This window comes from Paenibacillus sp. SAF-068, assembly GCF_051967555.1.
Classification (GTDB): domain Bacteria; phylum Bacillota; class Bacilli; order Paenibacillales; family Paenibacillaceae; genus Paenibacillus.
Genome location: NZ_JBQCJX010000001.1, coordinates 122,985 through 149,538, shown reverse-complemented (window position 1 = coordinate 149,538; position 26,554 = coordinate 122,985). Strand labels below are relative to the sequence as shown.

Genomic DNA, 26,554 nt, shown 5'->3' with positions numbered 1-26,554 from the left:
ATGTTTCATTAGGAATGACTTGGACCAAATGTCCAGGTCTCTTTTTTTTTAGTTGTTAGGCGTAGTTTATTTGTAACAATTTACCTGTATTTATATCCATTCATTATAAATCAATATCTGTACACCCGAAAACAGATGCCTGCAAAAATAAGCAGAAAGTCTGTAATTTCAGTTTGAATAACGAAATAATATTGAATCCATCTAGGCCGTTTTGACCAGATAAACCAGTGATATGCTTAATTATGGCAGAGAAATGAAGAGAACAAGCATGATTTTGGATATTATTGCTCATACTACCTTCAGGAAATTATTGAAGGAGTGACAGTATGAGTTTAAAAAGGTTCATCGCCGTTGGAACTGTGTTAACCTGCTCAACTCTGTTATGGGGCTGTGGCAATGGTACCGCGAATAATGCTTCCCAGCAACAGAATGATACCGTTCGCTCGGAGAGTTGGAGCGATCCCAAACGTCTGGAAGCTTCCCATCTGGAGGCGCTTGAGCGTATGGAGAAAGATCATATCCACCGGATGGTTTCGCTTAGTGCAAGTACAGATGGAGACAAAGTCATGACCACGCTTGAACGGTCGAGCCAAAAGCTGGAGGAGATGAGACCGCTCGCCGAAATGCTCCAGCATGAAGGGCATCCCGCATTATTACAACAAATTCAGGAGATGTCCCGTGATATTCAAGGTTCCAAAACGGTCATTGCCGAGATGAAGAATTTGCCTCAGGATGGTAAGATTAAGATTCAATCCGAGAATTCCGATTCCTTGCATCACATCAGCAGCTTCCGCGATTACCACCAGTATATTCAGGAAAACTTACAATCTTTGAACAGGAATACTTCTGATTCACGCTAAACAACACCAATACTGTTTACCTAATGACTCATCCTTGCGAAAAAGCATGGCCCTTTTGTCAGACCCGTTGCAATTCGTTACATGCCAAAGGTTAGACAGTGACGAGTAATCTTGACCAACTCCCCTCACTGTCTAACCTCACTTCTCTGCTACTCACTCGCACCCAGATACGTCAGTAACGCCGCGAGCGTCGTCACAATAAAGATGTGCATCCATACATTGGCCGCTCCATACGACATGTTGAAAAACCCCAAATAGCTAAAAGAATCGCCTCCGTAACTACCCATTTGGAATATGAGCAGCATACACAGCAAAATACTGAACACGACCACGGTCAGCGCTCCAGCTTTCAACCTTCTATCCTCATCCATTCGAAAAATCAACAAAACACCAAATACGAGCGCAATCAAAAACAAAATAAATAACATACGGAATTGATCTCTCCTTATCTCTCTAGTTGTCTGCTACTCTACCCATAGAGATACCCAAATGAACATCGTAAATAACAAGACGGGCGCAAGCGCACCTGTGGCTAAGATAATCCAAAGTGTCGCCGGCTTTATTCTTTGACAGTACGCATCGACCTTGCGCATTCGATCTTTGTGCCACTTGGCGAATCTGAGCTGTCTGATCATCCGATTCAGAACAGTTTGTCTCTGCTCGCCCTCTTCGAATTCTTCGATCGCACGCCGCAACTCGTCATATAATTGATCTTCTTCCGGCCCAGCCACTGTAGGTGTAGCCATCTGATCCTTCCTCCCATGAGAACATTATTGAGATACAACCAATACTTAAATAACACATTACATCCTTCAAAGTTTGAAATTTTTCAAAAATGGAATAACCCAAAAAGCCCGGGCATCGCCCGGACTTCCTTGAATTATAACTATAACTATTTATCCGAGTACTGTTTAGCCAGCATTAGGCGATCAATGCATTCAGGCATACCGCACCCTGTGCACGCACATTAACAACAATAATCGGTGTATCCAGCATGTCGTGCATCCAGGACATATACTCTTCCACTTTTTCGTTCGGAAGGATTGTCAGAATAACCCCTGCGAATCCACCACCATGAATACGACAAGCCCCGTCACCCAGGTTTTGCAGATAATTCTCGGTCAGTGCCAGCGCGATGCCAATCTCCTGTTCCTTCACAGCACCACTTTGATATACATTCTGCAGCCACTTCCATGACGAATTACCGGATGCTGTAATCAGTTTCAGGAAATCAGCAAAGCGTCCATCACGCAACGCCTGAACCTCACCATCGACACGATTGTTTTCTTCCAGGAAATGAAGCGCACGCAGCACGGCACGATCCCCAGCCGCTTCACGAACCTTCTTGAGATTGGCGTAGATTGCGTCTGCCGTAATTTCCCGAACATACTCACTGCCCAGCGCCTGAGCAACCGCTCTCATCTCATTGGGCACAGCCGCGTAATCTTCCGTCAGATCGGCGTGGTTGCCACCTGTATTCACAATGACCAATGAGTACCCATTCTGCTGGAAATCCCACTGAACTGGCTCGATAACTGGCTGTGCAGGATTTTCAAAATCAATGGCAATGAGTCCGCCGTACGCACAAGCCATCTGATCCAGCAGACCGGAAGGTTTGTTCCAATATTGGTTCTCCGCATACTGACCGATTTTGGCCAAGGTCACAACATCCAGTGTTCCATCATTATAGAAGTGATTCAAAATCGTACAGATCAACATCTCGAATGACGCCGAGGAACTCACACCCGATGCCGAGAACACGTTACTTGAGAGGTACGCCTGGAAACCGCCGATCTTATGTCCAAATTCTTTGAATCCCGCAGCCATACCGCGAATCAATGCTGTCGTACCATCGTCTTCCGTATTGGGCGTGAGGTCCGTGAGATCGATTACATATTTCTTGTCATAGCCTTCTGAGTAAAACGTAATAACCGACTCCGCCGTTGGTACTGCCACTGCAATCGTATCCAGCGTAATGCTGCCCGCCAGCACTTTACCATGGTTATGATCCGTGTGATTACCGCCGATCTCACTGCGTCCTGACGCGCTGAACAGCTTGCTTCCTTCTTGTGCGCCAAAGTACTCTTCGAACGTGGCGTTCAACTTCGTGTAACGTGCAGTCTGTTCCGCTACTTGTGATTGTCCATACATTTGGGCAAGCAAGGCTTGACCCTCCGTGGATTGGATCAGATTCAATGGTTGTGTGGTCATTAATAATCCTCCTATGAATATGCAGCTTTAATTTTTGGACTGTTGGTGAACATGGGTATTGCCTCAGTTTCATTCCTTATTCCTCTCCCATTATCTCAGCTTCGCAGCGGAAAAGGTAGGGTAGAATTGAAAGTTTGTAAGCGTTTTGTGAAGTTATTTATTGTAAAAATAGGATTGAAATCCATTTTGCAATAACTTAAATTGTTATTAAGTGAAAACACATTATTTCCCATTCTTATTGTAGCTATGCTTTACATCTTATTAAGTGGAGGGAACAATGAAAATCAAGTCGAACTATACCAAGTTATTCGGTGCATTTTCGCTTACCTTTTTGGGTGATGGACTGACGATCGCTGCGGTTCCCTGGCTCATATCAACACTTACAAGCGATACGCTGTATGCCTCTGTCACCATGACGGCACTTCGTCTACCCTGGCTTCTCTTCAGTCTGCCCGTGGGTGTTCTCATCGACCGGTACTCACGCAAACATATGCTGATTGGGGCTGGCTTTACACGAATGATCCTTCTGCTTGCACTGACGTTATGTATCTGGGGAGGATGGGTGAGCATTCCGATTCTGGCTCTGTTCATGTTCGGGATTGGGCTTAGCCGGGTCGTATTCGACAGTACGGTGCAGACGGTTATCCCTCAACTGGTAGATGAGAGTAGGTTGGAAAAAGCCAATGGACAGTTCACTGCCGGACAGTTAATCACAAGTGATATTCTGGGCGTTGCTCTGGGAGGATTCATCATAACCCTGCATATTGTTTTTCCTTTTGCCATAGACGCGGTAACGGCTGTTATTGCTCTGCTCTTTTTGATCAGTTTGAAGGGAAACTTCTACCCAGGAGATACCGAAACGACCAAGAAGCAAGTTCGCCCGATGAAGAATTGGAAACGCGAGATGTGGTCCGGTATTCAATATGTCTATCATGATCGTTTTCTCCGCGGATTAGCCATTCTGTCTGTCACCATTACGCTGATGTATTCGATCATTCTGGCTACTCAGATTTTCTTTGTACGAGATGTGCTTCGATTGGATGCTTTTGCATTCGGTATCCTCATCTCCATCGCAACGATCGGCAGCATTGTGGGGAGCCAGGCTGTTGCATATATGCGCAAGAAATGGAGTACAAAACAATTAATTATCTCCTCCATTCTGTGCATGGGAATCATCTACGGTGTGGTGGGTCTTACAACTAATGCGTACTTGGTAGGCAGTCTGTACTTCTGTGCTGCATTTTTCATTATTGTCTACAATGTTACCCGTTCTTCCATCCTGCAACGTTCCGTTCCTAATGAGATGCTTGGCCGGGTCGGAAGTGTGTTTCGCTTTCTATCCTTTGGCATTAGTGCCATCGGTACGCTTCTCGGCGGATTATTGGTGCGGGTTAGTGAAACGGCGTTCGATCGCGTCTTCTCGCTGCAACTCCCTTATCTCTTGTTGAGCCTGATCTATATCCTGTCTGCGCTGGTATTCACGATGAAGATGAAGAATCATGCAGAGAGCCAGCAGCCTAACATCAACGCTTGACTGTTACGTTAGGTCATACTTGATAATGATCTCAAGCGAATAGAAGGAGAGATCAGGAATGAAGATTACCGCGTTACGTTCAGATCTAATTTATGAGGAGATCATTCAGGCTGCACCCGATGAGAAATTGGAGTTATACCGCGAGCGTATGATGGGTCCCTTTATGAACAAATGGAACATACAACAGATCCCGTTTCGCTCTCAAGAGCCTAATGGCTTCGACGTGATCATGATGAATAATTTGTTGAATATCGCTCCCACAGATATCACACCTGAGATTAACGAATCGTTAGCTGCGATCTCGTCTGAAGCATTTTGGCAACAGTGTCATGAAGCTGTTCATACGAGTCTATCCACCTTTATAGAGCACGGGATTGAGCTATCCGTTTCCGAATATCTATATACCATTTTATTGGGCGATAAGAATAGTCCTTCACTGACCATGAACGAAGGTATCAGCGGAGACGGTGGAATCCCGGGTTATATTATTGCGAACCTGATCCCGAGTAGATATACTCTACCTCGTATGCAATCCGTGTTAGCCCATGAATGCAATCATAACGTGAGATATCAATATATTCAGTGGAACCCACAGATTACGCTTGGCGAGATGGTTGTTAGCGAGGGGCTGGCTGAGAGCTTTGCGACATCCCTGTATGGAGAAGAGTTGCTAGGCCCTTGGGTAGCCAAAACGGATATGGAGACTTTGAACAACGTAATCAAACCCAAGATGAAAGATCAGTTGCATGTCACCGGTTTTGACCAGATTAATCCGTATCTATACGGCGATGAACTTGCCACACTGCAAAATTTCACGCCCGTAGATATGCCCTATGCGGCTGGTTATGCCTGCGGTTATCATCTAATCCAATACTATCTGAACAAAACAGGTACACCGATCACCGAAGCTACCATTACTCCGGCAAGTGTCATCCTTGCTGAAACAAAGGACTTTTGGAATGAAGACACCCTATTTCAGCGTTAAAGATATCATTCAGATTACTGGCATCACCAAGCGCGCATTACATTATTACGATAAAACAGATCTATTAAAACCGAGCAAAGTCGAGAACAATGGCTATAGGTATTACGATCAAGAGGCACTCGGGAAACTGCAGATGATTCTGTTGTTCAAAGAAATGAATTTCTCCTTGAAAGACATTGCAGCCATGATGCAACTCTCCAAAAAAGAACAGAAAGATATTCTAAGAGAGCATCGCAGTACACTCGTTCAACGCAAACAAAAGCTCGAAACCATCATCGACCAGTTGGACGAGTATGTGGATGGGAGAGATATCTCTCACCTTCATCTGTTTGATGACTCTTCCATCCTGTCCATTCAAGAGCAATATGAATCTGAGGCGAAGTTCATCTATGGACAAACCGAGAAATTTCAGGAATTCGAAGCGAACGTGAGTCAGCTGTCTGCGGAAGAGCAAGAAAAAGCCTACCAGCAGTTCTCGATCAACATGGAGCAGGTAATTCGGGAATTGGCGAAGCATCAGGATCTGTCTCCTGCTTCTGGTGAGGTGCAAGCGTTAGTGCGTGAATGGAAGAGTTGTCTGGAGCAATTTATGAGTTGTGATGCTGAGATTCTGAGGTGTATTGCGGAAGCCTACACAACGGATCGTCGCTATGCGGGTTATTTCGATCAGTTTGGTGATGAGGATTTTTTGAGGTTTTTGTATGAAGCTATAATGGTTTATGTGGAGGGTGGGGAAGAACATTGAGACCCGTTTCCTAGTATTAGTATGGTTTCAAAAGTAGACTCCACAGTAAGTGTCTCCCCTGCCGTATTTCGCAACGTCCTTTCGTACCAGTTCAGGAGATCTTCCATTAGGAGTCAATCTCGATTGGAACTCATACGGATACTATGAACGCATATCCTTCCGTATTACAGCCTTAGATAGAAATGTCAGTTTATTAAGTAAAGAGGTGATCATACATGAAAACAAAAAGTGAAAAGCTACCAACACTCTTTTTACTTATATACGCTGTCCCAATGCTCGTAAGTTACAGTATCTATCTATTTTTAGAGAATACCCGATTAAGTCACTCTCAACAATGGCTATCTGAAGGTATCTTAACCCAAGATGATGTTAATTCCATAAGCCAAACCGGAAGATGGACAACCATCTCAGAATCTGCGTTCCTCATTCTATTCGTGATTGCATTCATTTTTGTAATGTATCAATTTCAGAAAAAACCTTTAAAACATTTTCTCATCTTCAATGCAGCATTATTCATTGGGATTGCACTAATTAGTTACGTGGTTTCACTTGCTAGCTCCATGCCGATAGGAAATTCAGTTCAACCCGTTATTATCCCTACGTTTTTACTTGTTGCCCTGTGTATCTATACGTTATGGAAAACAAGAAATGGAAAATAGAAACCAGACTACATACCATACAACGGTGTGTAGTCTGGTTTTTCATTTAACTAGGGTTCCCCCGTTCAAAATACGCATGCAACCGATACAGACAAATCTCCTTCGTCCAGCGATACAGCAGCGCCTGTTCCTCCGTACCCTCCACTTGCACATTCAGCGAAAACACGCCGTCCTCGAATCGCGTCATACTCCCCTTTGCCCCACTCCACATCGACATCGGCATATCAATGATCAGTTTCTCAATCCGTGTTGCCGTCCTCTCGTTCCATTCCCAGAGCGCTAGCTTGTCCTTATCCGAAAAGTCTTTCCGTTTCCGGTATTCCTTCTCCGTGAGGTACGTATGGAAAAAGCTTACCATCTCCCCCGGCGTGATCGGGTCCATCCAGTGGGCTTCGCCTCGCTCCAGCATGTACAGTAACACGATCATCTTGTAGCTTTTGTTCATGATCGTCTTCTCTACATCGCGCAGCCACGCCTCATGCCGAACGTACATCTCTCCCTCGGTCGGGGACAGCAACTCCGCCCAATACAGAAATCCAACATAGGAACCGAATTCGCTCCGATACCCGATACTCTTCGAACGCCCCATCAGGTGCAGCTCCAGATACGTCGGAATACGCCCCAGCTCTCGCTTCACATCCAGAAAATCCTGATGCAGCTTCTCGCGGCGCGGTAGCCGTTTGCGGCTTAGCTCCTGAAGTAGGTTCATCACCCGGGTCTCCAGATGAATCCCACAGTTAGCCGGAACCTCAGGCACTGCCGAATCCATCACTTTTCCGCTTCGTTCCTCGTCTCCGCGCACATCCAGAAGGCTCAGCTTCACATCCGCATTCCGGTAGTTTCCGATCAGGTCGATAATGACACAATGCGATTTGCCCTCCGCCAGCCGAAGACCACGACCCACCTGCTGGGTGAACACCGTGAGCGACTCGGTTGGACGCACGAACAATAGCGTATCCACACGTGGAATATCCGTACCTTCGTTGAACAGATCCACCGTCAGCACAACCTCCAGCTCACCCGCATCAAGCTGCCGAATGGCTTCCTCCCGCGACATCTCCGATGTACGCGAATGCAGACTAAGTACCTTCACGCCCTGACTTCGGAAATACGCAGCTAAAAAGTCCGCCTGCCGGATCGACGAGCAAAAGCCAATCGTTCTCGTCTGTTTGTGCCGGACCCAGGCTGCATAGATCGTCTCTACATGCTCCTCTTGCAATTGAACGGCCATGAGCTGGTCTGCATCATACTTTGTCCCGATCCAGCGAATCTGCGAATAATCCGTGTCGTCGAATACTCCGTAATATTGAAATGGCGCCAGCCAACCTCGCCGGATCGCTTCAATAAAATGCATCTGGTACGCCACATTCCCATCACAGAGCGCATACACATCTTTGCCATCCAGTCGATCCGGGGTCGCCGTGATGCCCAACAGGAACCTTGGCTGAAAATGTTCAATCACCAACATATACGTCTTCGCCGCCGCATGATGGAATTCGTCCACCACGATCAGATCAAATGCATCGACGGCAAACACATCCCGGTGCTTCTGCATACTCAGCGTAAAGATCGAAGCATACACACAATCCGCAGCCCCATCCTTGTACTCTCCGTTATAGATTCCATGACTGCGCTCCGGCATGATCTGTTGAAAAGACTTCTTCGCCTGGAACAGAATCTCTTCACGATGCGCCACAAACAACACCCGCTGGAACCGCTGCGCGAAGAAACCCGCCAGAACCGTTTTGCCAAGACCGGTCGCCATGACGACCATCGCCTTGTCGTACTGCTCCTCCATCGTGCCTTGAAGTGCTTCAAGGGCATCTAACTGTGCAAAGCGCGGTTGAATCGGCACCAGCGACAGCTCGGCGGTCTCTTCCTCTTTGTCCTCTGGCAGACCTGTGCCAAATTCCGCTTCTTCCATCTCCGTGATGCGCTGGATCATCTCTGGGTTCTTCTGGTGATATTTGCGGTACTCTTCCTCATACAGTTCAATCGAATCCGGGTTAACCGGCAGGGTTGTCTCGTGGTAGAAGCTCTGCATGAACTTGTCCAAAGCCATCTGGAACGTATACGGCTCCGCCTCCGCATTCATTGCGAGATTCCATTCATATCCCGTCTTCAGCGCCGTGAAGGAAAAGTTCGAAGAGCCGACAATTAGTAGTCCTTCACCATTGTCATGATCGAACAGATACGCTTTCGGGTGAAAAGAAGTCCCCATACTTCTCCACAACCGAGCTTCAATTCGTGGATCGACCTCACAGAGCGCCCGAAGTCCTTCCGGCTGCGTGATATACAGATAGTCTCCCGCGAGCATTCGCACCTCGGCTCCACGTTCTGCTGCCCGTTTTAAATGCGGGGCCAGTAGCTTCACCCCGGACTGCATAATAAAGGACGTCATAATATAAATCCCGGATGCATGCTGCATCCGGGCAATCAGTTCGTCTGCCAAGTTATCTGTAATGAGTTTAACGTTAAGCTTCGTCGACATCGATCAGATACACTCTCTCCTGAAATCCACCGCGCGCCTCGGCTTTGTCTGCCCGAAGCTTATCCAGTTGCGCAGCATTCGCTCCATGCACCTCCGCCAGCGCCCGGATCACTTCGAGCATGTCGGCCAGTTCTTCTAGCGCTTCCTGATCGCTTCCCGCACTCATGTATTCTTCCGATTCTTCTTGCAGCTTTGTTCTTAGTTCTTGCTTATATTCCTCCGGGTCCAGAATGCGTGTGCGGCATTCCTTCCCACTGGATGTGATAATATGCGGAATCTTGTCCCGCACCAATTTGTTGTATGTAGGCATGTGGTATAACATCCTTTCTGCTGTGAGAGCCTTCAAGCCTCGCGCCAGAATCTCCCTTTTTGCCATTATACCATTTGCCATGGAGAGCGATGGGCTGATTTTGTAAAGTGGTTGGGATGGAATGAGGAGATAAAAATAACCCATGACTACTCGTATTCGAGTTGAAATGGGCGTTCGATAAATCGTAATGTCTAATTGTTCTGCATCAAACTCTGGTTCAGAGGGAATCTAAGCCAACAGTTTTGAGACAATAACATTTGTATCCATCATTTCTTTATCAATCTCGACCAAGCAAGTATCATCATCCATAGCTGGTTCATAACCGATTCTAACCTTCTCAATTGCATACTTGTTCTTAATATTAAGAATATACTCTATTAATTTCTGAGCTTTTAACATCGTCTCTGGATTTTCTCCGCTGAACAATTCCTTTTCAGGAAAATTCATAACGATATCTCCAGATTCCTCATCAAATGAAAATACAATCATCACGTCGTCAAAGGTATGACCCAGGTTAAGCTGAGACAATAATATATTCCCCGTTCCCTTAGGGGAAAGAACCTCTTTGAAGCTCTTTATTTGCTGAAATTTAATATCGTTTTCACTATAGTTATCATAAAAGTGAGAACTTTTGATCTGATCCACCTGAATGTTCAATTCATTCTTAATGAATTGATTCAGATTATTTTTGTTAAAATCAATTAAAATGATTTCTAAACTTTCCACAGCACAACCCCTTTTAGATCAGGTAATTCTTCATATCACATTAATTCGGTATTGTAGGCGGATGTAGTTGCTTATGTTCCAACCCAAACCATTGCTCAATATGGTTACATAACAATGGGATATCTTGAATCGCTTGTTCACAGATTTCTTTATATGAATCTTGAAGCACTTCCTCCAGTTCCAAATTCACCTGATATACCTCAGTTTGTTTAGCATGATGCACATCCGCTGGCTCAATGACATAATTTTGATTTTTGGTTAAAGGACTTACATAGATCGTCCATTCAAGGTTGCCCTTAAAGTGCTGAATACAATGCTTTAATTCCTCGTAAAACTGATCAGCGTTATGGAATCTAAAATAAAAACCCGCAGGTTTCTCATATATCCGATTCGGATTATACATCTCTGTTCTATTCCATTCATACGAACCTAATTTGGCCAAGGTATACGCCATAAGTTCCGGTACAAACACCTCTTCTTTGTTCTTCATATAAATACTTTTTGACACCATTGCCACCCACCTGAGAGTCCGAACCCCATATCCACTCACCATATCTGTTATGATGCAAAGTAATTACTCACAATCTCTGTTAATTCATCATTTCCAAGTTCGATGTTGGTCAAGTAGTATACAAAGAATTCATTAATATGTTCTTCTTGAAACAAACTCAAATATTGGAATGTAGCCAATAATATATTTCCCTCTGGATAACGATTTTCTTCCAGTCTCTTTTTAGCAAACTGGATCGTTTCGTTCGTAAACGTGTCACACCGCGTCCTGATTAACGTATTTAAGACAAAGTAAATCGCTTCCTCGTTGTTACTCTCCAGAATATCTTTGATTTCGGTATCCTCTAACTCTTCAAGATATAATCTAGCCTTAGCTTGAGTAAACGCCCGTAGAGCCTTGGGTTCATCATTGTAAAACTCTTCCCAAAATGTCATGTAAGCAATCTCTGTTGGCAATCTGGCTGATGAATGATTAGGCTTATCTAAGATAGTCCAGTCACCATTTAGCTTATCCGAAACTACATTAAATAGTGACGAATCATAAGGAACAAGCCGATTAGCATCATTTTCAATCCTGTAATACGTATCTCCTGAAGGAGCAGACCCTATTTCAAATACGATATATTTTTGATCAGATGATAAATTAGTATGTAATGCTAATGTATCTTTAAGCTGAACTCTCATCATCTCACTCCAATTATGTTAAGTCACCATCTATATCTATGATCCAAAACAAATTATCTTCGTCTGCCCTAAGCTTCTTGAGCTTGGATACTTTCAACTGAGGGGATCGGAAAAATAGCCCATGACTACTCCGTATAGGAGTTGAAATAGGCTTATTTTTTTATTATTCCTCAATGGATTGAATCGCATATTCTATATCCTGCTCCATATCCAGATCAGGATACTTCTTTTGTAATTGAAGAAGACAATCTATAAATGCACGACTTTGAAATTCAGAAGATAGATCTTCAAATATCTCACTCAGCCAATATAAATCTTTTTCTCCACATTGATTTAGAAATGATATGGCACTCTTTTCATTCTCTTTTAGAATGTCTACCATCTCATTCCATATCGTTTGAATAGCAGGATCGTCGGGGTGTAGATCTTTTCTCTTCTTTACTAATGAGATCACTTTTTCACTGTAGTCTACCATGGTTTGCTCTCCTCACGGTTGTCTTGAGTTATCTGGAGTAATCGTTCCGATCTGTCCATCGTTCTTGATTACGCCTACTCTAACGTTATTATCCTTCCAACTGCTGCCTACCCTGCTCGATCTGTCTGGATACATGCAGCAGCCGCTCTGGTGTTACTTTAATTGTACTCATATCATTCTCCGCCGTTAAAATTAGGATTTTACCATGTTAGCAGAAGCTTGGTGTATATACATCCTTCTAACATCCTGATTTTTCCTTTCTCACCATAACAATATTTCCAACAACGTACTTCATATGTCCTAATTCAAAGGAAATTTTCTTAATCTCTTTATTTAATAGAAAATGATCAACAAACACACCAACGGGCACGTCGTCAACAATGCCGCTGTAAAACTGATCTGTGCCGCGACTCGTCCTCCGGTAAACTCTTGCCGTGAAAAGAACATCCAGATCGAGAGGTACGTAGAGCCTAGTGGAAATGAAATTATCCCTTTAAACGTACTCGGTTCCATATACCCATGCATCATGCTTTTGCCGATTAGGATTAAAGTAACCAATTCCAATATAGATAATATAAAAAACGCGATAGCAATCACTCTTTTCAAAATGTACACCTACTTTCCAGACGCAAAGCAAAGAGCATCCTTTGTATTCTCTGCATTATATATCCTTTATTTGGATGATGTCATCTTGTAAGCGTAACATAGATAAATCAAACATTTAACCCAAATGATCAATTAAAAAACATCTTACTCTGATGAATCATCCTCCAATCGAGTGGCTAACTCGTCCAATATCTCTTCTGTTCGTTGAAGAAGCTTTTCGATGTTGTTCAGTTCTAGTGGCTGGTCATGTGGGTAATCTGCTAGGGATGACATATGTTGCATCGTACCGATGAACAAGGCGATATCCAATCCGGGTTCAATGTCCATATGCACTAAAGGCAAGATTACGTTCATGGTGAGTTCCTTGGGTGGATGAACTAAATGATACTTATGGATATAAAGCGCCTTAATCATAGAGGCTAAAGCCCAATCACATAAAATCAGGCAGGCTTTAAACTGATTGTGATTACGCATGATTACGGCAAGTTTGAGATGATACTTAGCATGTTGGTGATAGTCCATTATTGTAGTATGTAGCATGTGGTAAGCCGGAGTATGTTTGGACTTGGATGGTATGAAGTTATCATGGTCTTGCAAACGTGGGGTAAAATCTACTTGGTGATTACAATGTGCTTCGGTTATGGACCAATTTCTTGCCATTGTCATCCCTCCAAAGAGTTAATACCAGTATTATACAATAAAATGATACCTATAGTAATTAAATAAATTATTTGTATTCTTCGTTTGGTGTTTACCTTGAGGAAACTTGTCTACACTTTTGAACATAGAGAGGTGAATACCGTGAACGAGAACAGAGAAGTTTTGAAGCTGGTCGGAGCCAGAATTCGCGCACTACGGAAAGAAAGAGGGTATTCACAGGAATCCCTCGGAGAAAAAGGTGGATTTCATTTTTCATACATAGGACAGATCGAACGCGGAGAAAAGAATGTTTCTTTGGTGAATCTGGCTAAGATCGCTGAGTCACTGGAAGTGAACTTAATTCAATTATTTTCGTATGTAGAGGAAGAGTTTGAAGTAACTGAAGATGAGAAGCAAATCAAGGAAATTGTACAACTACTAAGAGACTCTAATTCAGAACATGTACGAACCGCCAAAAATGTTATAAAAGGAATATTGATGTAAAAAACAACAACCCTATCTCTCCATTATTGGAATGATAGGGTTTCTTCAATACGCAAAATCTATAATACATTTTAAGTTTTTACTTTTTAAGTGACATGATTTACAAGAAGCTAATGCATCACTGCTTTAATGGAACATTTGCCATCACCTATATATCAGTTTTTTTCTATATATAGTATTCTATTTCCCCCTCCTTATTTTTCAATAATTTCAGTAAATGGATTTTCTCGGAGAGTAATTTTGAACGCTCTTCGGTACGGAAAATTGTAGCATCATGTATATACTCACAATTTCCAAGTAAAAAATGATCCTTATCAAGGAGATGATAAATAAACCATCTTATTTCCTGATCTTCCTGATCTAGAACATAAAAACACTCATAAGCATACCTAGTAAACTTTTCTCTGAGTTGTGTGAATGTCATTATTATTAATAGTACAAACATGGAACTTGAGAAACACAACGTAATTAAACTCAGTGTTAAATTAATTAATAACACTTCTGGTTTGTCCATAGTTAACACTAAACTACCTTCTGCTATATTACTGGCTAAGAAACTTGGGAGCACGGAGAAAAAACATAATGTTTGTAACGTAAGTACGATTAATGTGAATGTAAGATTCTTTGACCTTGATAACCTTTTATCGAAAATACTTTTTTGTGTAAGGCTAACATATAAGATAGTAAAATAAAAAATTGTTCCAATAATTGAAATACAAAATGTAAAATATTCATTAACACCAAGATTGTAATATAACACTGTCAGAAAAACAGAAAAAACAGAGCCTATCATAACATAAAAGATGTAATTGGATATTTTTATTAAAGTCCTCTTTTCTTTTGATGAAATTAACCTTTCGATCTTGGATGAAGTTAACGAAGTTATTACCTGATTTTTCTTAAAAAAAGTCCACATAAAGCTAAGAATAGCAACAATCCCGCCCAATCCGCCTAATTTAGATAAAAATTGTCCATCCAAAATTCTATCCCACATGACCTTGCCTCCATACATATTCTAATACCGCTAGTTTTCAAACAATACACTTATTCGCCACCGCCACCATCTTCGCGGGCATTTCTTCCCGCAATCGCCACACAAAGCTCATCGGTTTGTTCCCCTCATGACTCACATAATCCGCTTCGCCCAGAAACACAAATGGAGACGTATAGCCATGCTCCTCCTTATACTCCCGCACGAACAGGGCTATTCGGTTGCCCGTCTCCCGGTGATGAATATATCGCTGCGCCGTAGCCGTATGCTCCGACACCCGGCTCTGAGTCTGCCAGTGGAACAGACGCTCGTTGATCGCATAGTCCTCATACAGTGTAGATGGTGAGAAATCTTTGTCCGATTTGTTCAATGTAATGAAGAAGATATCTGTCTGTTCATCGGCAAAATACTTCACCCCTTCACGGAAGGCTGGTGATTGCTGGGCATTCCAATAACCGAAGGCGGCAAGCACTTGGTCCATGGAGTACATACAGTGGATATCCAGTGGACAAGTGTACGGGAACGAATTACTTTTATCCACAAATCGCAGATGAGCCAGATTATATTTGAAAATATCCACAAGCTCAGCTTTGAATGCTTCACAAGACAGCACACGCTGCACACCCTCTTCGATGCTACTCAATCCTAGTTTCTCAGGCGCAGCCCGATGGAAGGTGTAATAGAACATTATCAACATGCGCTGTTCATCAGCGTTGGTCGGTTCTTTGCCTTTTTCAATAAAGTCGATCAGGAACGTCAGCCAGTTTCGGGAGTTGATCGTCAGCACAGATGGCAATCTGCGGATGTACTCATCCTGCTCACTCTCGATTGGCTCTGTCAGTCCGGCTTCGGCCAACATGCCTCGGAAATACCTTTTCCCCGTACGTCCACCATACAATTCAACTAGTGTCATCCCGTGATGCTCTACAAAATGAGCCAAGGTCAGCGGCAGTCCGGTGTCTTGCTGGAACGTTTGAAGTTTCTGGATCAACGCTCTGCGATTACGACTCATCTGCTTGAGGTTGCGCATGACGTATTCCTTCGCTTGTTTTTCCAATTGAATGAACGTGCCGCGAGGTAGATTTGAAAAGCCATTCTCGAGGTAGTACGAGATGGAATGTTTGGTAGCGCCGATCAGGGCGCGGAATTTATCCTGGAACCTGTATTCCTGATGCGCTTGCCCGATGAAGTCGAGCACGGTCAGGCACTCTTTGCCATCGGCCATCCGTAGTCCACGTCCCAACTGTTGCAGGAATACGGTCAGACTCTCGGTAGGACGCAGGAACAGAATGGTGTTCACTTCCGGAATATCCACGCCCTCATTGTACAAGTCCACGACGAAGATCATGCGCAGTTCCCCGTTCACCAGCTGCCCTTTCGCAGAATGACGTTCCTGTACGCTCGACCCGCCATGCAGGGCTATGGATGGAATGCCGGCTTCGTTAAATATTTTTGCCATATACATCGCATGATCCACCCCTACGCAGAACCCAAGCCCCTTCACATCATCCAGATCGGTTACGTATTTGTTCAGACTTTGGATGATCTGGTTGGCACGGATTTTGTTATGGGTATAGAGCTTCTCCAGTTCGTTCAGATCGTAGCCTTTACGCGACCACTTCACCTGGGATAGATCGACAGTATCGGTGACGCCAAAATATTGAAAAGGACTCAGCAGCTTCCGGTCAATGGCATCGGTTAGACGGATCTCGGCGGCAATCGTATGATCGAAGTAGGCGATAATGTCTTTTCCATCCATCCGTTCAGGCGTCGCGGTGAGTCCCAACAAAATCTTCGGTTCGTAATGGGACAACAGCTTCTGGTATGAAGGTGCAGCCGCATGATGGAATTCATCCACAATGATGTAATCGTAATAGTCTGGGCTGGTGATCTCCGTCAGCTTCATCGCGTTAAGGCTCTGAATGCTAACAAACAGGTGATCCAGCGCCTCCGCTCGGTGATTCCCGACATGCAGCTCACCAAAGTTCATATCCTTCAGGATGTACCGGAACGTGTCCCGGCTTTGCTTCAAGATTTCTTCCCGATGGGCGACAAAAAGAAGCTTGGCTCCTGCATGGCTTGCCTGGAATCGTTTGTAATCGAAGGCTGAAATGACCGTTTTGCCAACGCCTGTGGCGGCGACGATTAGGTTGCGGGTTCGTCCATACAGCGTACGCTCAGCGTCTAGCTGTTCCAGCACTTCCTTTTGATAATCGTAAGGCTGGATATCGAGGTAAAAGTGGTTAGATTGATCTTTTTTACTATTCAGAGCCGCCTTCAACTGTGCCTCATGTCCTTCATCCTCAGCTACATACCGCGTGAATTCACGGTCATTCCAGTAACTCTCAAAGGTCGCTTCGATCTTGCGCAGCACGTCGAGTGAATCCTTCTCCGTCACCTTGAGGTTCCACTCCATACCACTGGTCAGCGCCGGGTTGGACAGGTTGGAAGAGCCGACATAAGCGGTGGTGAATCCAGTATCACGGTGGAAAATGTACGTTTTGGCGTGCAGTCGTGTCACTTTGGTATCATACGAAATCTGGATCTCTGTGTTAGGTAATTTGCTAAGTTCAGTAATAGCTTTGAGGTCGGTTGCTTCCATATAGGTGGTCGTGATGATCCGCAGCTTCCCACCGCCCGCCGTGAATTGTTGAAGCTGTTCCAGCAGCAGGCGAAGTCCGCTGAATTTGATAAATGACACCAGCCAATCGATCCGATCGGCGGTCACGATCTCCTTTTGCAACTCCAATAACATACTCGGCTCGGACTTCGCACCTGTGAATAAAGAGCTTTGGGCGATGGGCGTATCTGGACGAACAATTTTGGTATCCCGGACCGCACGAATGCTGTTCAGCTTGGAATACACATGGGTCAACACTTCCCCCTGCTCATCGAGTTGCAATTCGTTGTACTCTTCTTCCCCTAGTGTGCCTTTGAGGGTAGCAATAATCTCATTACACGTTCGAATCTGCGCCAACACTGCTGTCTTATCTTCCGTCTGTTCCCGCACAATCTTGAGTGCTCGCCGCGTCACCGCCGCCAAATACGTGGACAGCAGTTTGCGTGCTTCCTCTGCATCCAACTTCTCGGTCCCAATGTTATACACATCCGGGTCGAGCGCCGAAATCTCCTGTCTGGTGATCGTGTTGATAAGCTGTTCATATATACCTTGTTTCATGAATGTACCTCGTGTGGGTGTAGGATGGTTGTGGATCGTTCTCTATGTATATGATGAGCTAAAAATTGTTTCTTCTATATTATCGACCAATCTGTGGAAGATTTCATTAGTTGTTTGATTTCATAGGAAAAAGCACCTCAACTTTTTGTTTGGTAGAAGTGCTTTTCTATGAATGCGATTTTGCGAAATATTAACCTAATGATCTACAGATTATTAAATATCAATCGGATCTTTCTCAACAAATTTTTCATACCAATTGTTTAATGGAAAATGTGAGACTTGTATAATTTCTAGAAAGAGTGGTTTGATGGTAAAAGAGCCCCCCGTTCAAAAAGTATAATTAACGGTTCATATATGTCTAGATAATGGCTGATGCTCGGAGTATTTTCTGCGTACTTCGCCAACTGTAGGTAATATTCAAATATTATTTTCACATATGAGTTTTGATTCAAATATTCAACAGCCTCCGAAATACAATAAGCTGAAATATCTAATTCCTCTTCTTGATCTCCTAGCAGTTTCGCCACATTTGTAAATGCAGGTGGCATAGGCTTCAGCTGCTCCGCTTTATAAAATTGAGCCATTCTTCTGAGAAATTCATATCCGAGTTTAGTATCCTCCTCAGAGATAACAGTACCTACTAAGGCCCAATTTATATTATTTAGTTTGGATACTGCATTTTCCAATAACATTCTATTTCACCTCAACATTTAGTAATCAATCTTGTCATCGTAGCTAGTATCCTTATTTCATAAAAATGCACTTCTACTTTTGGTCCGGTAGAAGTGCATTTAACATTATTTATCTGTAATTCAGTTGTGAGGTTTCATAAAAACCGAATACTCGATATTCTCAAGGAGTTCTCCATAATGCGTCTGGAGCAGTTCAAGGTATGTTCCGTTGAACGTATACTTTCCGTTTTTAAAGAGAAATATCTCCTCTCCAGAAGTGTGATAGAATACGCCCTCTACTCTAAGTGATTTTAATATAGCGAAAGAAATTTCATACATTGTTTTATACCATAATTCATATTGCTGGTTATTCTCCAATTCATAAGAAATCGTTTGTTGATAAATAAAATCCTCTTCTTGGAACATCGTTTCATAAGATGCTGCTGGATGATCAGCCGGAAAATTATTATTATAAGCAGTTATTTTCAATCCACCTTTTAGATCAAACTCATCAATGGACATTGAATTCTGTTTTCGGTTCATATAATTCACTTCAAAATCCATGCTTTCAATTAATTTTTTCAACCATAACGCATCTTGTTTTCCATTCAACTTCAGTGAATATTCCATAAACTTGTCTCCTCTACTTTAAGGGAATACCGATATGATCTTACCGTCCTTTTTGATTGCGATAACTTCTTCTAAACCTTGGATTTCCCATTCTTTAAATTGCTTAAGCAACGCAGAATCATCTCCAGACCACTTTGTTAAATTAATCACCACATTCTTGGTTTGTTGTTTAATAACAACCTTTTCTTGAACCTCACTCCAAATACCTCTAATACCTTTATTTTCGGTTGGTGCATAACAGTCAAATATACGTCCTTCAATTCTAAAATCAGGATCTCTTTTGGAATCAATTCCATCACTATCTAAAACTTTAGGGTTCTGTTCAATCCGATATCCACTTCTCGCCAATTGATCAGCAGCATCATTTTCTAGTTCTAAAGACTGTTTAGTCGCCTTATCCGCATTATTCGGAATTTTTGTTCTCGCTCCACTTGGTAAGGCTTCTGGATTAGGTGATCCACTTGGCTTTATTAGATCTCTGGGACTGTCCATTCCCTTTTGAGGCTCCTTCTTACCTCCACCAGATCCACCCAGATCTGTATGCTTATCATCCATCTTACGAAAGGCTTTGCCAAACAAAACATACGCCAGGGCCTGTCCTGTCATCGCGCCACCGTAATATCCTGCTCCACTCTCATCAATCTGTTTCTTCTGGTCTTCTACAAATTGCTCTATGTCAGACCTCGCCGTTCCCGTGCCCCAGGCGGTATCCCATGCGAACTGAATACCACGCCCAACGTCTACAACTTTCCCCACTGTCATCGCATATGCCACACTGCCTAATGTACTGAATGGGTTAGCGAAGAATGCTTCTGCCGTCTGGCCCATTCCCGTTATTGTATCTCCTATGGATTTATCAAGCAGCCCTACAGCGAAATTTCGCTGTAGTTCTTCGGGAATGTACAGCGCAACCTCGCCTGAGCCATCCGTTGTTCTGAAGTTCCTCGCGATAAACGTAAACTCATTCTGGATTTTATCCAACAGCCCGATTGTGTTCGGGAACACTTCTTTCACCTGCATAAAATCCCAGAAGAAACGTTCCCCAGTCACACCAGACCAATCGGATTGCAACAGGTAAATCGACTTCTCCAACTCTCTAACGATTCTATCGAGTTCCAATTTCTTCTGCTGGACCAATCGAGCTTTCTCGTCCAACACATCGGGGTGTACCTGAATACGTTGCATGCTATCCTCACCGCCAACCTGACTGTAGTAGTTATACCTAAATTTTAACAAGTGAAGAGTTTGATTGGAATCAAACGGAGGATTCATTTTCTCATTAAAGACGCAGTAGGCGGGAAACATTCATTAGCCGGATATTTTGCGTGTTCGTGCACGATTTCTTATTCCAATTATATTGATTAATCCCCACCGCCACCTGAGTCACCTCCACCAGAATCCCCAGAATCTCCATGATCCGATCCATGATGGTGTCCACCAGAACTGTCGTGATGGTGATGATGTGAATGCCCGCTGTCATGCCCTGCTGAGCTGCCGCTATATACCGTGCTGCTACCGGATGACCCCGTCTCCAACGTTCCGGTCACATAATTCAGACGCTCGTAAGGATACTCCGCAGCTAACATGGGACGAAATACTCCACGTAGATGCAATGCTAGCGCTAATAATGGTGCGTGTGTAAGCGTGGAAGACACAGGCACACTATCTACTTGCTCCGCTTTCAGTTGCACCAAACGTCTGATTTCGGGATCGACATGATTCTGGAGCGGACTCCAATCGGTCTTACGTGCACAACGTGATCCAATCCCGAGCACCAGTGCCGTCTGTAGAATGCGTTCCATGCTCTCCGCGGATTCATGCAGACGATCTACCGGAATTCCTTTCTTATAGCGTCTACGCCAGCGGCGCATGGAGATAGCCCAGTCCCGTGCTGAGGAACCCACTACGCGAACAGGCAAGATTAGACGCAGTAACAGCGACAAGATAATTACGCCAATGAACGTACTGTTCTCGGCTGATTCCCCCGTAGCGGACAGTGTTATTGTGACCAGCAACCCTACACTAGCCAGCTGATAAGGCCAGCGCACTCGAATTCGTTTTACAGCCACCAACCAGAGCACCAACGTAATAGCAAGAGCGATACCCTCCTGAATCCCAGCCCCATTGGTGAAGCACAATGCGCAGGTCAGGATAAACAAAACAGGAAATACGAGCATCACAAGCAGTCGGAGCAGAAGCGGCGTTCGGATCAGACTGTTCCAATCCTGCCGTGTCTCAAGAACGCTATTCTTCCATGCCTCCAATCCCTGCCCTATTACTTTTTCCTTACGACGATAATGCTGCATCTCTTCGGACTGTGTACTTTGCTGCGAGCTTGGTCCTGCCAGCGCATCCAGCCTGAATCGCTGTTGACCGAAGCTATACTCTTTCAGCATCCATTGCAACAGTAAGCGTTCGTCTGCATTTATCGCAGCATCAGGCTGCTCGCTTCGATACTCCAGTGTGGTATTTGGCCCATATTTGTCGTCCCGATATCTCTTTTTGGCTTGCACGATGCGCAGGGATAACACCCGAGAACGGGTTAACTGAAACAGCGACGCCTGAGTATGCCTTAACTTTAATCGTCCCTTACTACGTAAATAAGCCAGAAACAGAGGGTCCGCCTGCTCCACTTCTTCGTCCGAATATGTACCTTTGCTTAAGTAATTCCGAATCCAGATTAGACATTGCAGAATGAACATGGCGAACAGCACCCACATCAATGACTCAATAATGCGAAGAATCCAATCATCCTGCAATACTACTGCTTGTCCCTGTGCGAGGGCTGGTACCTGATTGTTTGTTGAAGCGATGGATGTCGATAACACGTAATTCACCTCATTGATCTCCTTCCATAGTATGACGATTCAATCTACTTTCTATAAACCTATTTATATGAGGAAAGAATCGAAGATTACTTCGGAATAGAGAAGATATTTTCCTTTTCGCAATCGGTTAACACATGGAACGTACGCCCCTGTTCACTTTTGATCGTACCGATGCCTTTACACGTATTCGTAGTTTCACCCTGCCCTGAGCCATACATATCTCTTGAATCATCATATGTGATTTGAATCACCTTGCCGTCATATACCAGTTCGTGGATCACGGGCCCACCTTCAATCGTGTACTGGGTTACCCGGACTTGACTCGGTTGCTCTTTACTCACGTTCTTCAGGAATGTCCTCCACTTGTCGCCGTTTCGCATGCCGTTCATGAGTACAACCACATCTCCGCTCTGCTCTGCTTGTTCAGGGTTATGTGGTTCGATAATGACAGGAAAAGAAGTCATGACTCCTCCGGAATCAATGGTCTGCTGATGAATTGGATTACAACCTGTTAACAACCCAATCCATATACATAGAGTGAGTATGCACTTTCTCATTGGATCACCTCATATGTACAACGTTAAAAACACTGTATTGGTTATGTTCTCTCTTTATATTCTGTCTCTAAAATAGCATGAGTGTCAGCCTTCTTCATTCTCGCTCACTCGTTATGACTATAAAAAAAACCCCCTCAAGTAACTCCATGTTCTGATTGAACATCGGTTACTTGAAGAGGATTAATCGGCTACTCTACTTCTCGAACCGGAACCAGTCGAAGTCAAACTGACTTCCCGGCAAGAAGATAAAGATTACCTTCTGCACACCTGTCACCCGCTCAAGCTCAAACACCCGCTCTTCATATCCTTCGGATTGTGTGAACTCAACCAGTTGGTTGCTCTGTCCGTCCGCACTTGCGAAGCGGATATGAATCGTATTGATATCAATCGGTGAATGGCCATGAATGACGAGCTTCGAGGTGCCTTCTGCCGTAAAGTCCATATTTTCAAACTCCAGCGACACATTGTTCCCGATGCCTTCTACTCGATCAGCTTCAATGTTGAACGTATCTCCATAGAGATGGTCACAGGATGCCGCCGCATTCTGTTCAAAAGCACGACTCTGGCGTTCAAAAGAGAACCCTTTAATATGAATCTTCTGCTTCAATACAAAGCAGATCGACGTAATCCCGCTCAAGCGTTTGGACAGCTTATACGTCTCTTCCTGGTACACATTCCACTTGGATTCCTTGTCATACACCACATCCGCAATCATCGTGCTGCCTTCTTCATCCGGCATGCCTTCCCAAATCTGAATGAAGTACTCTTCACTCGACAAGGCAAAGATCGGAATGGTGATCGTATCGGAACCATAGGGTCCAAAGTCGATATTGCGGAAGCCAACATGTGTCTCCCCGTCCCGACTTGTGGCTACCCCGCGTTCATTCCCGTTGCCAACCTCGCCTTTGGTGTAATCATATAATCCGCCTGTGATGAAGCCATATGGATCTTTGTAGGCAGTGCCAAGACCATCTGCTTTGAATTCCAACTGGGAGATGAGTTTTGTTTTGTCCGTACCATTTGTACTGGTAGCGCGAAGTCGGAACGCCCCGTCACCAATCGCTGATACTTTCACCGTATGTTGATTCTCTCCATTGCCATCCGTTCCCGCAGGAAGGACTTCCACCTTGGCAATGTTGGATTCGATGCCACCATCATTCACAGCAGCCCACTCAATGTCCCGATAGGACGTGTTCTCCGGATACAGCTTGACGGTTACGACCAGCTCCGGGTTGGCCGGATCAAGCAACTGTCCTGATTCGCTGATGATCTCGATTTTCCGCAAAGGAATCTCCTGAGCGTTACCCGTCAGCACCGGACGTTCTTCATTAACCATGAAGACGGAATGCACTTCTTTTATATCACTATCGACATCCGTCGCACCCACAACCTGCACTTCATACTCAGCTGCGGCACCTTCCAACCCTTCCGAAGATACTTCGATCCGTACCGTTCCAGCCTCATCCGTTGCCCCGATAATGGCCATCAGTTTGCCGCTAAACAACCTTCTGCTGAGCCCTTTGTATGGATCGTAGTCCGTGCTGTCTCCATTATCCAGACCCAGTAATCGCCCTGCGCCGGACACCTGAACCTGGACGCGGTTGTTGGCATTGTGCACCGGATTACCCGCTTCGTCTTCCACCGTAATTTCCACGAAAATGAGATCAGTACCACTCGCCTGTAGCTGCTCCCGATCCGCCTGCAGACGAATCTTCTTCGCATCCGTAAAGGATCGTTGTACATCGGTTGCAATCACAACACCGTTCTCATCATAAGCGATCGCCTTCAGCTCACCCTCTTCATAAGGGACTTTCCACCAGCCGGATAGCTGTGTTCCATGGGCGTGATCGATATCGTAGGTGCCAATCGTCTTACCGTTAAGTTGCAGTTCAATCTTCGGCGCATTGCTGCACACGCGTACATCAATGATCTGACCCGGGTTGAAATCCCAATAAGGGAACAGGTGAACCATCGGATTTTTCTTATAATCCGTCCATGCCGCCTGGTAGATATAATAAGCGTCTTTCGGGAACGTTGCCGTGTCCAGCTGTCCAAAATACGAATTCTTCGTATGATACGGTGTCGGTTCCCCAATATAGTCGAATCCGGTCCACAGGAATTGGCCCAGTGAATACGGACGATCCCGCTCAGCCAAAATGCAATATTCAGCCGACTTCGCGCCCCAGCTTGTCGTGCTGTTCCCAAGCGCCGAGCACTGCTCGTCATCATCGGCCAGAATCGGCTGTTCGAACGGGAAGTGATAGATGCCACGACTTTGCACCACTGATGAAGTCTCACTGCCATAGATAATCCAGTCCGGATGTTCTGCATGATGCTGATCATAATATTTTTCCGCGTAGTTGTAGCCTGCCAGCTTCACGATATCCGCACATTTCTGTGCATTTTCCCATGGCATGTAGTTCGAACCGATGGTCACGCCCGCATTGCCTTTTGGATCAAATTCCAGTACATAATCCATCAGCATCCGGGTTACTTCCTGTCCACGCTCATCTGCATGGGTATCATAGATTTCGTTCCCGATACTCCACATGATCAGACTGACGTGATTACGGTCTCGTTTCACCCAGCTCTTCACGTCCGTATGCGCCCACTCCGGGAAGAATCTCGCATAGTCATATGGCGTTTTGGCACGTTCCCACATATCGAAGGCTTCAGATACCACGAGCATACCCATCTCGTCTGCAAGTTCCATGAACTCTTTGGCTGGCATATTATGCGCGGTGCGGATGGCGTTAACGCCCATTTCTTTGAGCAAAACGAATCTTCTGCGCAGTGCCGTCAGGTTAAATGCCGCTCCCAATGCCCCGAGATCATGGTGTTCACACACGCCATTCATCTTCGTATGGACCCCGTTCAGATAGAAACCTTCACTCGGATCCAGCTTAACGTCCTTGAATCCAATACGTTGGGATACCGTCTCAATGATCTTCTCGCTCTGATCTTCCGAGATCAGTTTCAGTTCGGTGACCAGCTCATACAGATGTGGTGCATCCGGGCTCCACAGGTTTGGATTCACAACAATGATCTGTTGGCTATCTGCCGATACCACCGCATTCTCACCCACCGAAGCTGTAACATGCGCTTGGCTGGATGCCACCACCTGACCTCCATACCGGATCGTATGCACCAACTCTGCCTGCTGATTCTGCTCCAGGCTCAGCTCCGTATCCACTTCCACCTGCCAGCCATCCGGCTGCTGCTTGATAGATACATACGTTCCATCCGTCACAATATGGTTGCGGTCTCTTGTCTTCAGCCACACGTTGCGATAGATTCCGGCCCCGGAATACCATCTGCTGTTCGGGCTCTGATGCACCACTTTGACCACAATCTCATTGTCGCCTTCCACCAGTGCATTCGTGATCTCATGCTCAAAAGCTGAATATCCATACTTCCACTCCCCAACAAGCTGCCCATTCACATACACGGACGAATCCATGTATACGCCATCAAAACAGAGCACAAGTTGCTGCTCATCCTTCTCATAATGGAACGTCTTGCGGTACCATCCAATGCTATCCTCGTACAGTTCCAACGTGTTGTAGATCAGCCAATCGTGGGGGAGTTCAACCGGTTCGAACAACAGTCCCGCAGATTCCGTGACATCCAGCTTACTTTTTGCAAATTGCCATCCATCATTAAAAAGCCTCTTCTGATTCATCGTAGATTCTCACTTTCTTGAAGTAAATTATGATTACGGTTACAACAATAACTATCGATTTTTACGAAAACCTTTTCG

General features: G+C 44.7%; 24 protein-coding genes. 6 read left to right on the top strand and 18 right to left on the bottom strand.

Translation table 11 applies throughout. From position 1 onward, the window contains the following. The first annotated feature begins 326 nt into the window (after nucleotides 1–326). Complete coding sequence (locus ACTHPG_RS00615) at nucleotides 327–860, top strand: hypothetical protein (RefSeq protein ID WP_124117268.1); 534 nt, start codon at nucleotides 327–329, stop codon at nucleotides 858–860. Between the two features lie 149 nt (nucleotides 861–1,009). Here ACTHPG_RS00615 and ACTHPG_RS00610 read toward each other — a convergent pair whose 3' ends face one another. From ACTHPG_RS00610 to ACTHPG_RS00600, 3 genes are all read right to left on the bottom strand, one after another. Continuing rightward, nucleotides 1,010–1,288 carry a hypothetical protein gene (locus ACTHPG_RS00610; RefSeq protein ID WP_440387136.1) on the bottom strand — a complete coding sequence of 93 codons (279 nt, stop codon included), beginning with the start codon at nucleotides 1,286–1,288 and terminating at the stop codon, nucleotides 1,010–1,012. 36 nt (nucleotides 1,289–1,324) lie between these two features. After that, nucleotides 1,325–1,606 (bottom strand): hypothetical protein, encoded by a 282-nt coding sequence (locus ACTHPG_RS00605; RefSeq protein WP_440387134.1) that lies wholly within the window; start codon nucleotides 1,604–1,606, stop codon nucleotides 1,325–1,327. A gap of 175 nt (nucleotides 1,607–1,781) precedes the next feature. Continuing rightward, nucleotides 1,782–3,071 (bottom strand): galactokinase, encoded by a 1,290-nt coding sequence (locus ACTHPG_RS00600; protein WP_440387133.1) that lies wholly within the window; start codon nucleotides 3,069–3,071, stop codon nucleotides 1,782–1,784. 277 nt (nucleotides 3,072–3,348) lie between these two features. Between ACTHPG_RS00600 and ACTHPG_RS00595 the strand changes: the two genes are divergently transcribed. The 4 genes from ACTHPG_RS00595 to ACTHPG_RS00580 all read left to right on the top strand — a co-directional run bounded on the left by ACTHPG_RS00595 (nucleotide 3,349) and on the right by ACTHPG_RS00580 (nucleotide 6,994). After that, complete coding sequence (locus tag ACTHPG_RS00595) at nucleotides 3,349–4,605, top strand: MFS transporter (protein ID WP_440387131.1); 1,257 nt, start codon at nucleotides 3,349–3,351, stop codon at nucleotides 4,603–4,605. 58 nt (nucleotides 4,606–4,663) lie between these two features. Then, nucleotides 4,664–5,590, top strand: coding sequence for a DUF2268 domain-containing protein (locus ACTHPG_RS00590; RefSeq protein ID WP_440387130.1), 927 nt, complete (start codon nucleotides 4,664–4,666; stop codon nucleotides 5,588–5,590). Further along, on the top strand, nucleotides 5,565–6,335 hold the full coding sequence (locus ACTHPG_RS00585; RefSeq protein WP_440387129.1) for a MerR family transcriptional regulator: 771 nt from the start codon (nucleotides 5,565–5,567) through the stop codon (nucleotides 6,333–6,335). Before ACTHPG_RS00590 ends, ACTHPG_RS00585 begins: the two co-directional genes overlap by 26 nt. Nucleotides 6,336–6,550: 215 nt before the next feature. Beyond that, nucleotides 6,551–6,994, top strand: coding sequence for a hypothetical protein (locus ACTHPG_RS00580; RefSeq protein ID WP_440387128.1), 444 nt, complete (start codon nucleotides 6,551–6,553; stop codon nucleotides 6,992–6,994). 46 nt (nucleotides 6,995–7,040) lie between these two features. Here ACTHPG_RS00580 and ACTHPG_RS00575 read toward each other — a convergent pair whose 3' ends face one another. The 7 genes from ACTHPG_RS00575 to ACTHPG_RS00545 form a co-directional block, all read right to left on the bottom strand. Beyond that, nucleotides 7,041–9,485, bottom strand: coding sequence for a DEAD/DEAH box helicase family protein (locus ACTHPG_RS00575; RefSeq protein ID WP_440387127.1), 2,445 nt, complete (start codon nucleotides 9,483–9,485; stop codon nucleotides 7,041–7,043). After that, entirely contained in the window at nucleotides 9,469–9,795 is a 327-nt protein-coding gene (locus ACTHPG_RS00570; RefSeq protein ID WP_105405575.1) for a nucleoside triphosphate pyrophosphohydrolase, read from the bottom strand. Before ACTHPG_RS00570 ends, ACTHPG_RS00575 begins: the two co-directional genes overlap by 17 nt. Nucleotides 9,796–10,023: 228 nt before the next feature. Then, on the bottom strand, nucleotides 10,024–10,521 hold the full coding sequence (locus ACTHPG_RS00565; RefSeq protein ID WP_440387126.1) for a hypothetical protein: 498 nt from the start codon (nucleotides 10,519–10,521) through the stop codon (nucleotides 10,024–10,026). Nucleotides 10,522–10,561: 40 nt separating this feature from the next. Then, nucleotides 10,562–11,032: a hypothetical protein gene (locus ACTHPG_RS00560; protein ID WP_440387124.1), complete on the bottom strand. Its 471-nt coding sequence runs from the start codon at nucleotides 11,030–11,032 to the stop codon at nucleotides 10,562–10,564. A gap of 47 nt (nucleotides 11,033–11,079) precedes the next feature. Beyond that, nucleotides 11,080–11,718: a hypothetical protein gene (locus tag ACTHPG_RS00555; protein WP_440387123.1), complete on the bottom strand. Its 639-nt coding sequence runs from the start codon at nucleotides 11,716–11,718 to the stop codon at nucleotides 11,080–11,082. 160 nt (nucleotides 11,719–11,878) lie between these two features. Further along, the gene (locus ACTHPG_RS00550) at nucleotides 11,879–12,190 is read right to left on the bottom strand and encodes a hypothetical protein (RefSeq protein ID WP_440387122.1); all 312 of its coding nucleotides are present in this window, start codon (nucleotides 12,188–12,190) and stop codon (nucleotides 11,879–11,881) included. A 750-nt stretch (nucleotides 12,191–12,940) separates the two neighbouring features. Then, entirely contained in the window at nucleotides 12,941–13,456 is a 516-nt protein-coding gene (locus ACTHPG_RS00545) for a HEPN domain-containing protein (RefSeq protein ID WP_440387120.1), read from the bottom strand. Nucleotides 13,457–13,597: 141 nt separating this feature from the next. Here ACTHPG_RS00545 and ACTHPG_RS00540 point away from each other — a divergent pair, with 141 nt between their 5' ends. Beyond that, nucleotides 13,598–13,939 (top strand): helix-turn-helix domain-containing protein, encoded by a 342-nt coding sequence (locus ACTHPG_RS00540; RefSeq protein ID WP_440387119.1) that lies wholly within the window; start codon nucleotides 13,598–13,600, stop codon nucleotides 13,937–13,939. 166 nt (nucleotides 13,940–14,105) lie between these two features. Here ACTHPG_RS00540 and ACTHPG_RS00535 read toward each other — a convergent pair whose 3' ends face one another. The 8 genes from ACTHPG_RS00535 to ACTHPG_RS00500 all read right to left on the bottom strand — a co-directional run bounded on the left by ACTHPG_RS00535 (nucleotide 14,106) and on the right by ACTHPG_RS00500 (nucleotide 26,476). Continuing rightward, entirely contained in the window at nucleotides 14,106–14,933 is an 828-nt protein-coding gene (locus tag ACTHPG_RS00535; RefSeq protein ID WP_440387118.1) for a hypothetical protein, read from the bottom strand. A gap of 37 nt (nucleotides 14,934–14,970) precedes the next feature. Next, nucleotides 14,971–18,108 carry a DUF3427 domain-containing protein gene (locus ACTHPG_RS00530; protein ID WP_440387117.1) on the bottom strand — a complete coding sequence of 1,046 codons (3,138 nt, stop codon included), beginning with the start codon at nucleotides 18,106–18,108 and terminating at the stop codon, nucleotides 14,971–14,973. Between the two features lie 290 nt (nucleotides 18,109–18,398). Continuing rightward, the gene (locus tag ACTHPG_RS00525; RefSeq protein WP_440387115.1) at nucleotides 18,399–18,800 is read right to left on the bottom strand and encodes a hypothetical protein; all 402 of its coding nucleotides are present in this window, start codon (nucleotides 18,798–18,800) and stop codon (nucleotides 18,399–18,401) included. 120 nt (nucleotides 18,801–18,920) lie between these two features. After that, nucleotides 18,921–19,409 carry a hypothetical protein gene (locus tag ACTHPG_RS00520; RefSeq protein ID WP_440387114.1) on the bottom strand — a complete coding sequence of 163 codons (489 nt, stop codon included), beginning with the start codon at nucleotides 19,407–19,409 and terminating at the stop codon, nucleotides 18,921–18,923. Nucleotides 19,410–19,427: 18 nt separating this feature from the next. Further along, complete coding sequence (locus ACTHPG_RS00515; protein WP_440387113.1) at nucleotides 19,428–20,594, bottom strand: WXG100 family type VII secretion target; 1,167 nt, start codon at nucleotides 20,592–20,594, stop codon at nucleotides 19,428–19,430. A gap of 176 nt (nucleotides 20,595–20,770) precedes the next feature. Then, nucleotides 20,771–22,246: a hypothetical protein gene (locus ACTHPG_RS00510; RefSeq protein ID WP_440387111.1), complete on the bottom strand. Its 1,476-nt coding sequence runs from the start codon at nucleotides 22,244–22,246 to the stop codon at nucleotides 20,771–20,773. A 77-nt stretch (nucleotides 22,247–22,323) separates the two neighbouring features. Continuing rightward, entirely contained in the window at nucleotides 22,324–22,794 is a 471-nt protein-coding gene (locus ACTHPG_RS00505; RefSeq protein ID WP_440387109.1) for a DUF4362 domain-containing protein, read from the bottom strand. Nucleotides 22,795–22,987: 193 nt separating this feature from the next. After that, nucleotides 22,988–26,476, bottom strand: a complete 3,489-nt coding sequence (locus ACTHPG_RS00500; RefSeq protein WP_440387108.1) for a glycoside hydrolase family 2 TIM barrel-domain containing protein — start codon at nucleotides 26,474–26,476, stop codon at nucleotides 22,988–22,990. Nucleotides 26,477–26,554: the final 78 nt, after the last annotated feature.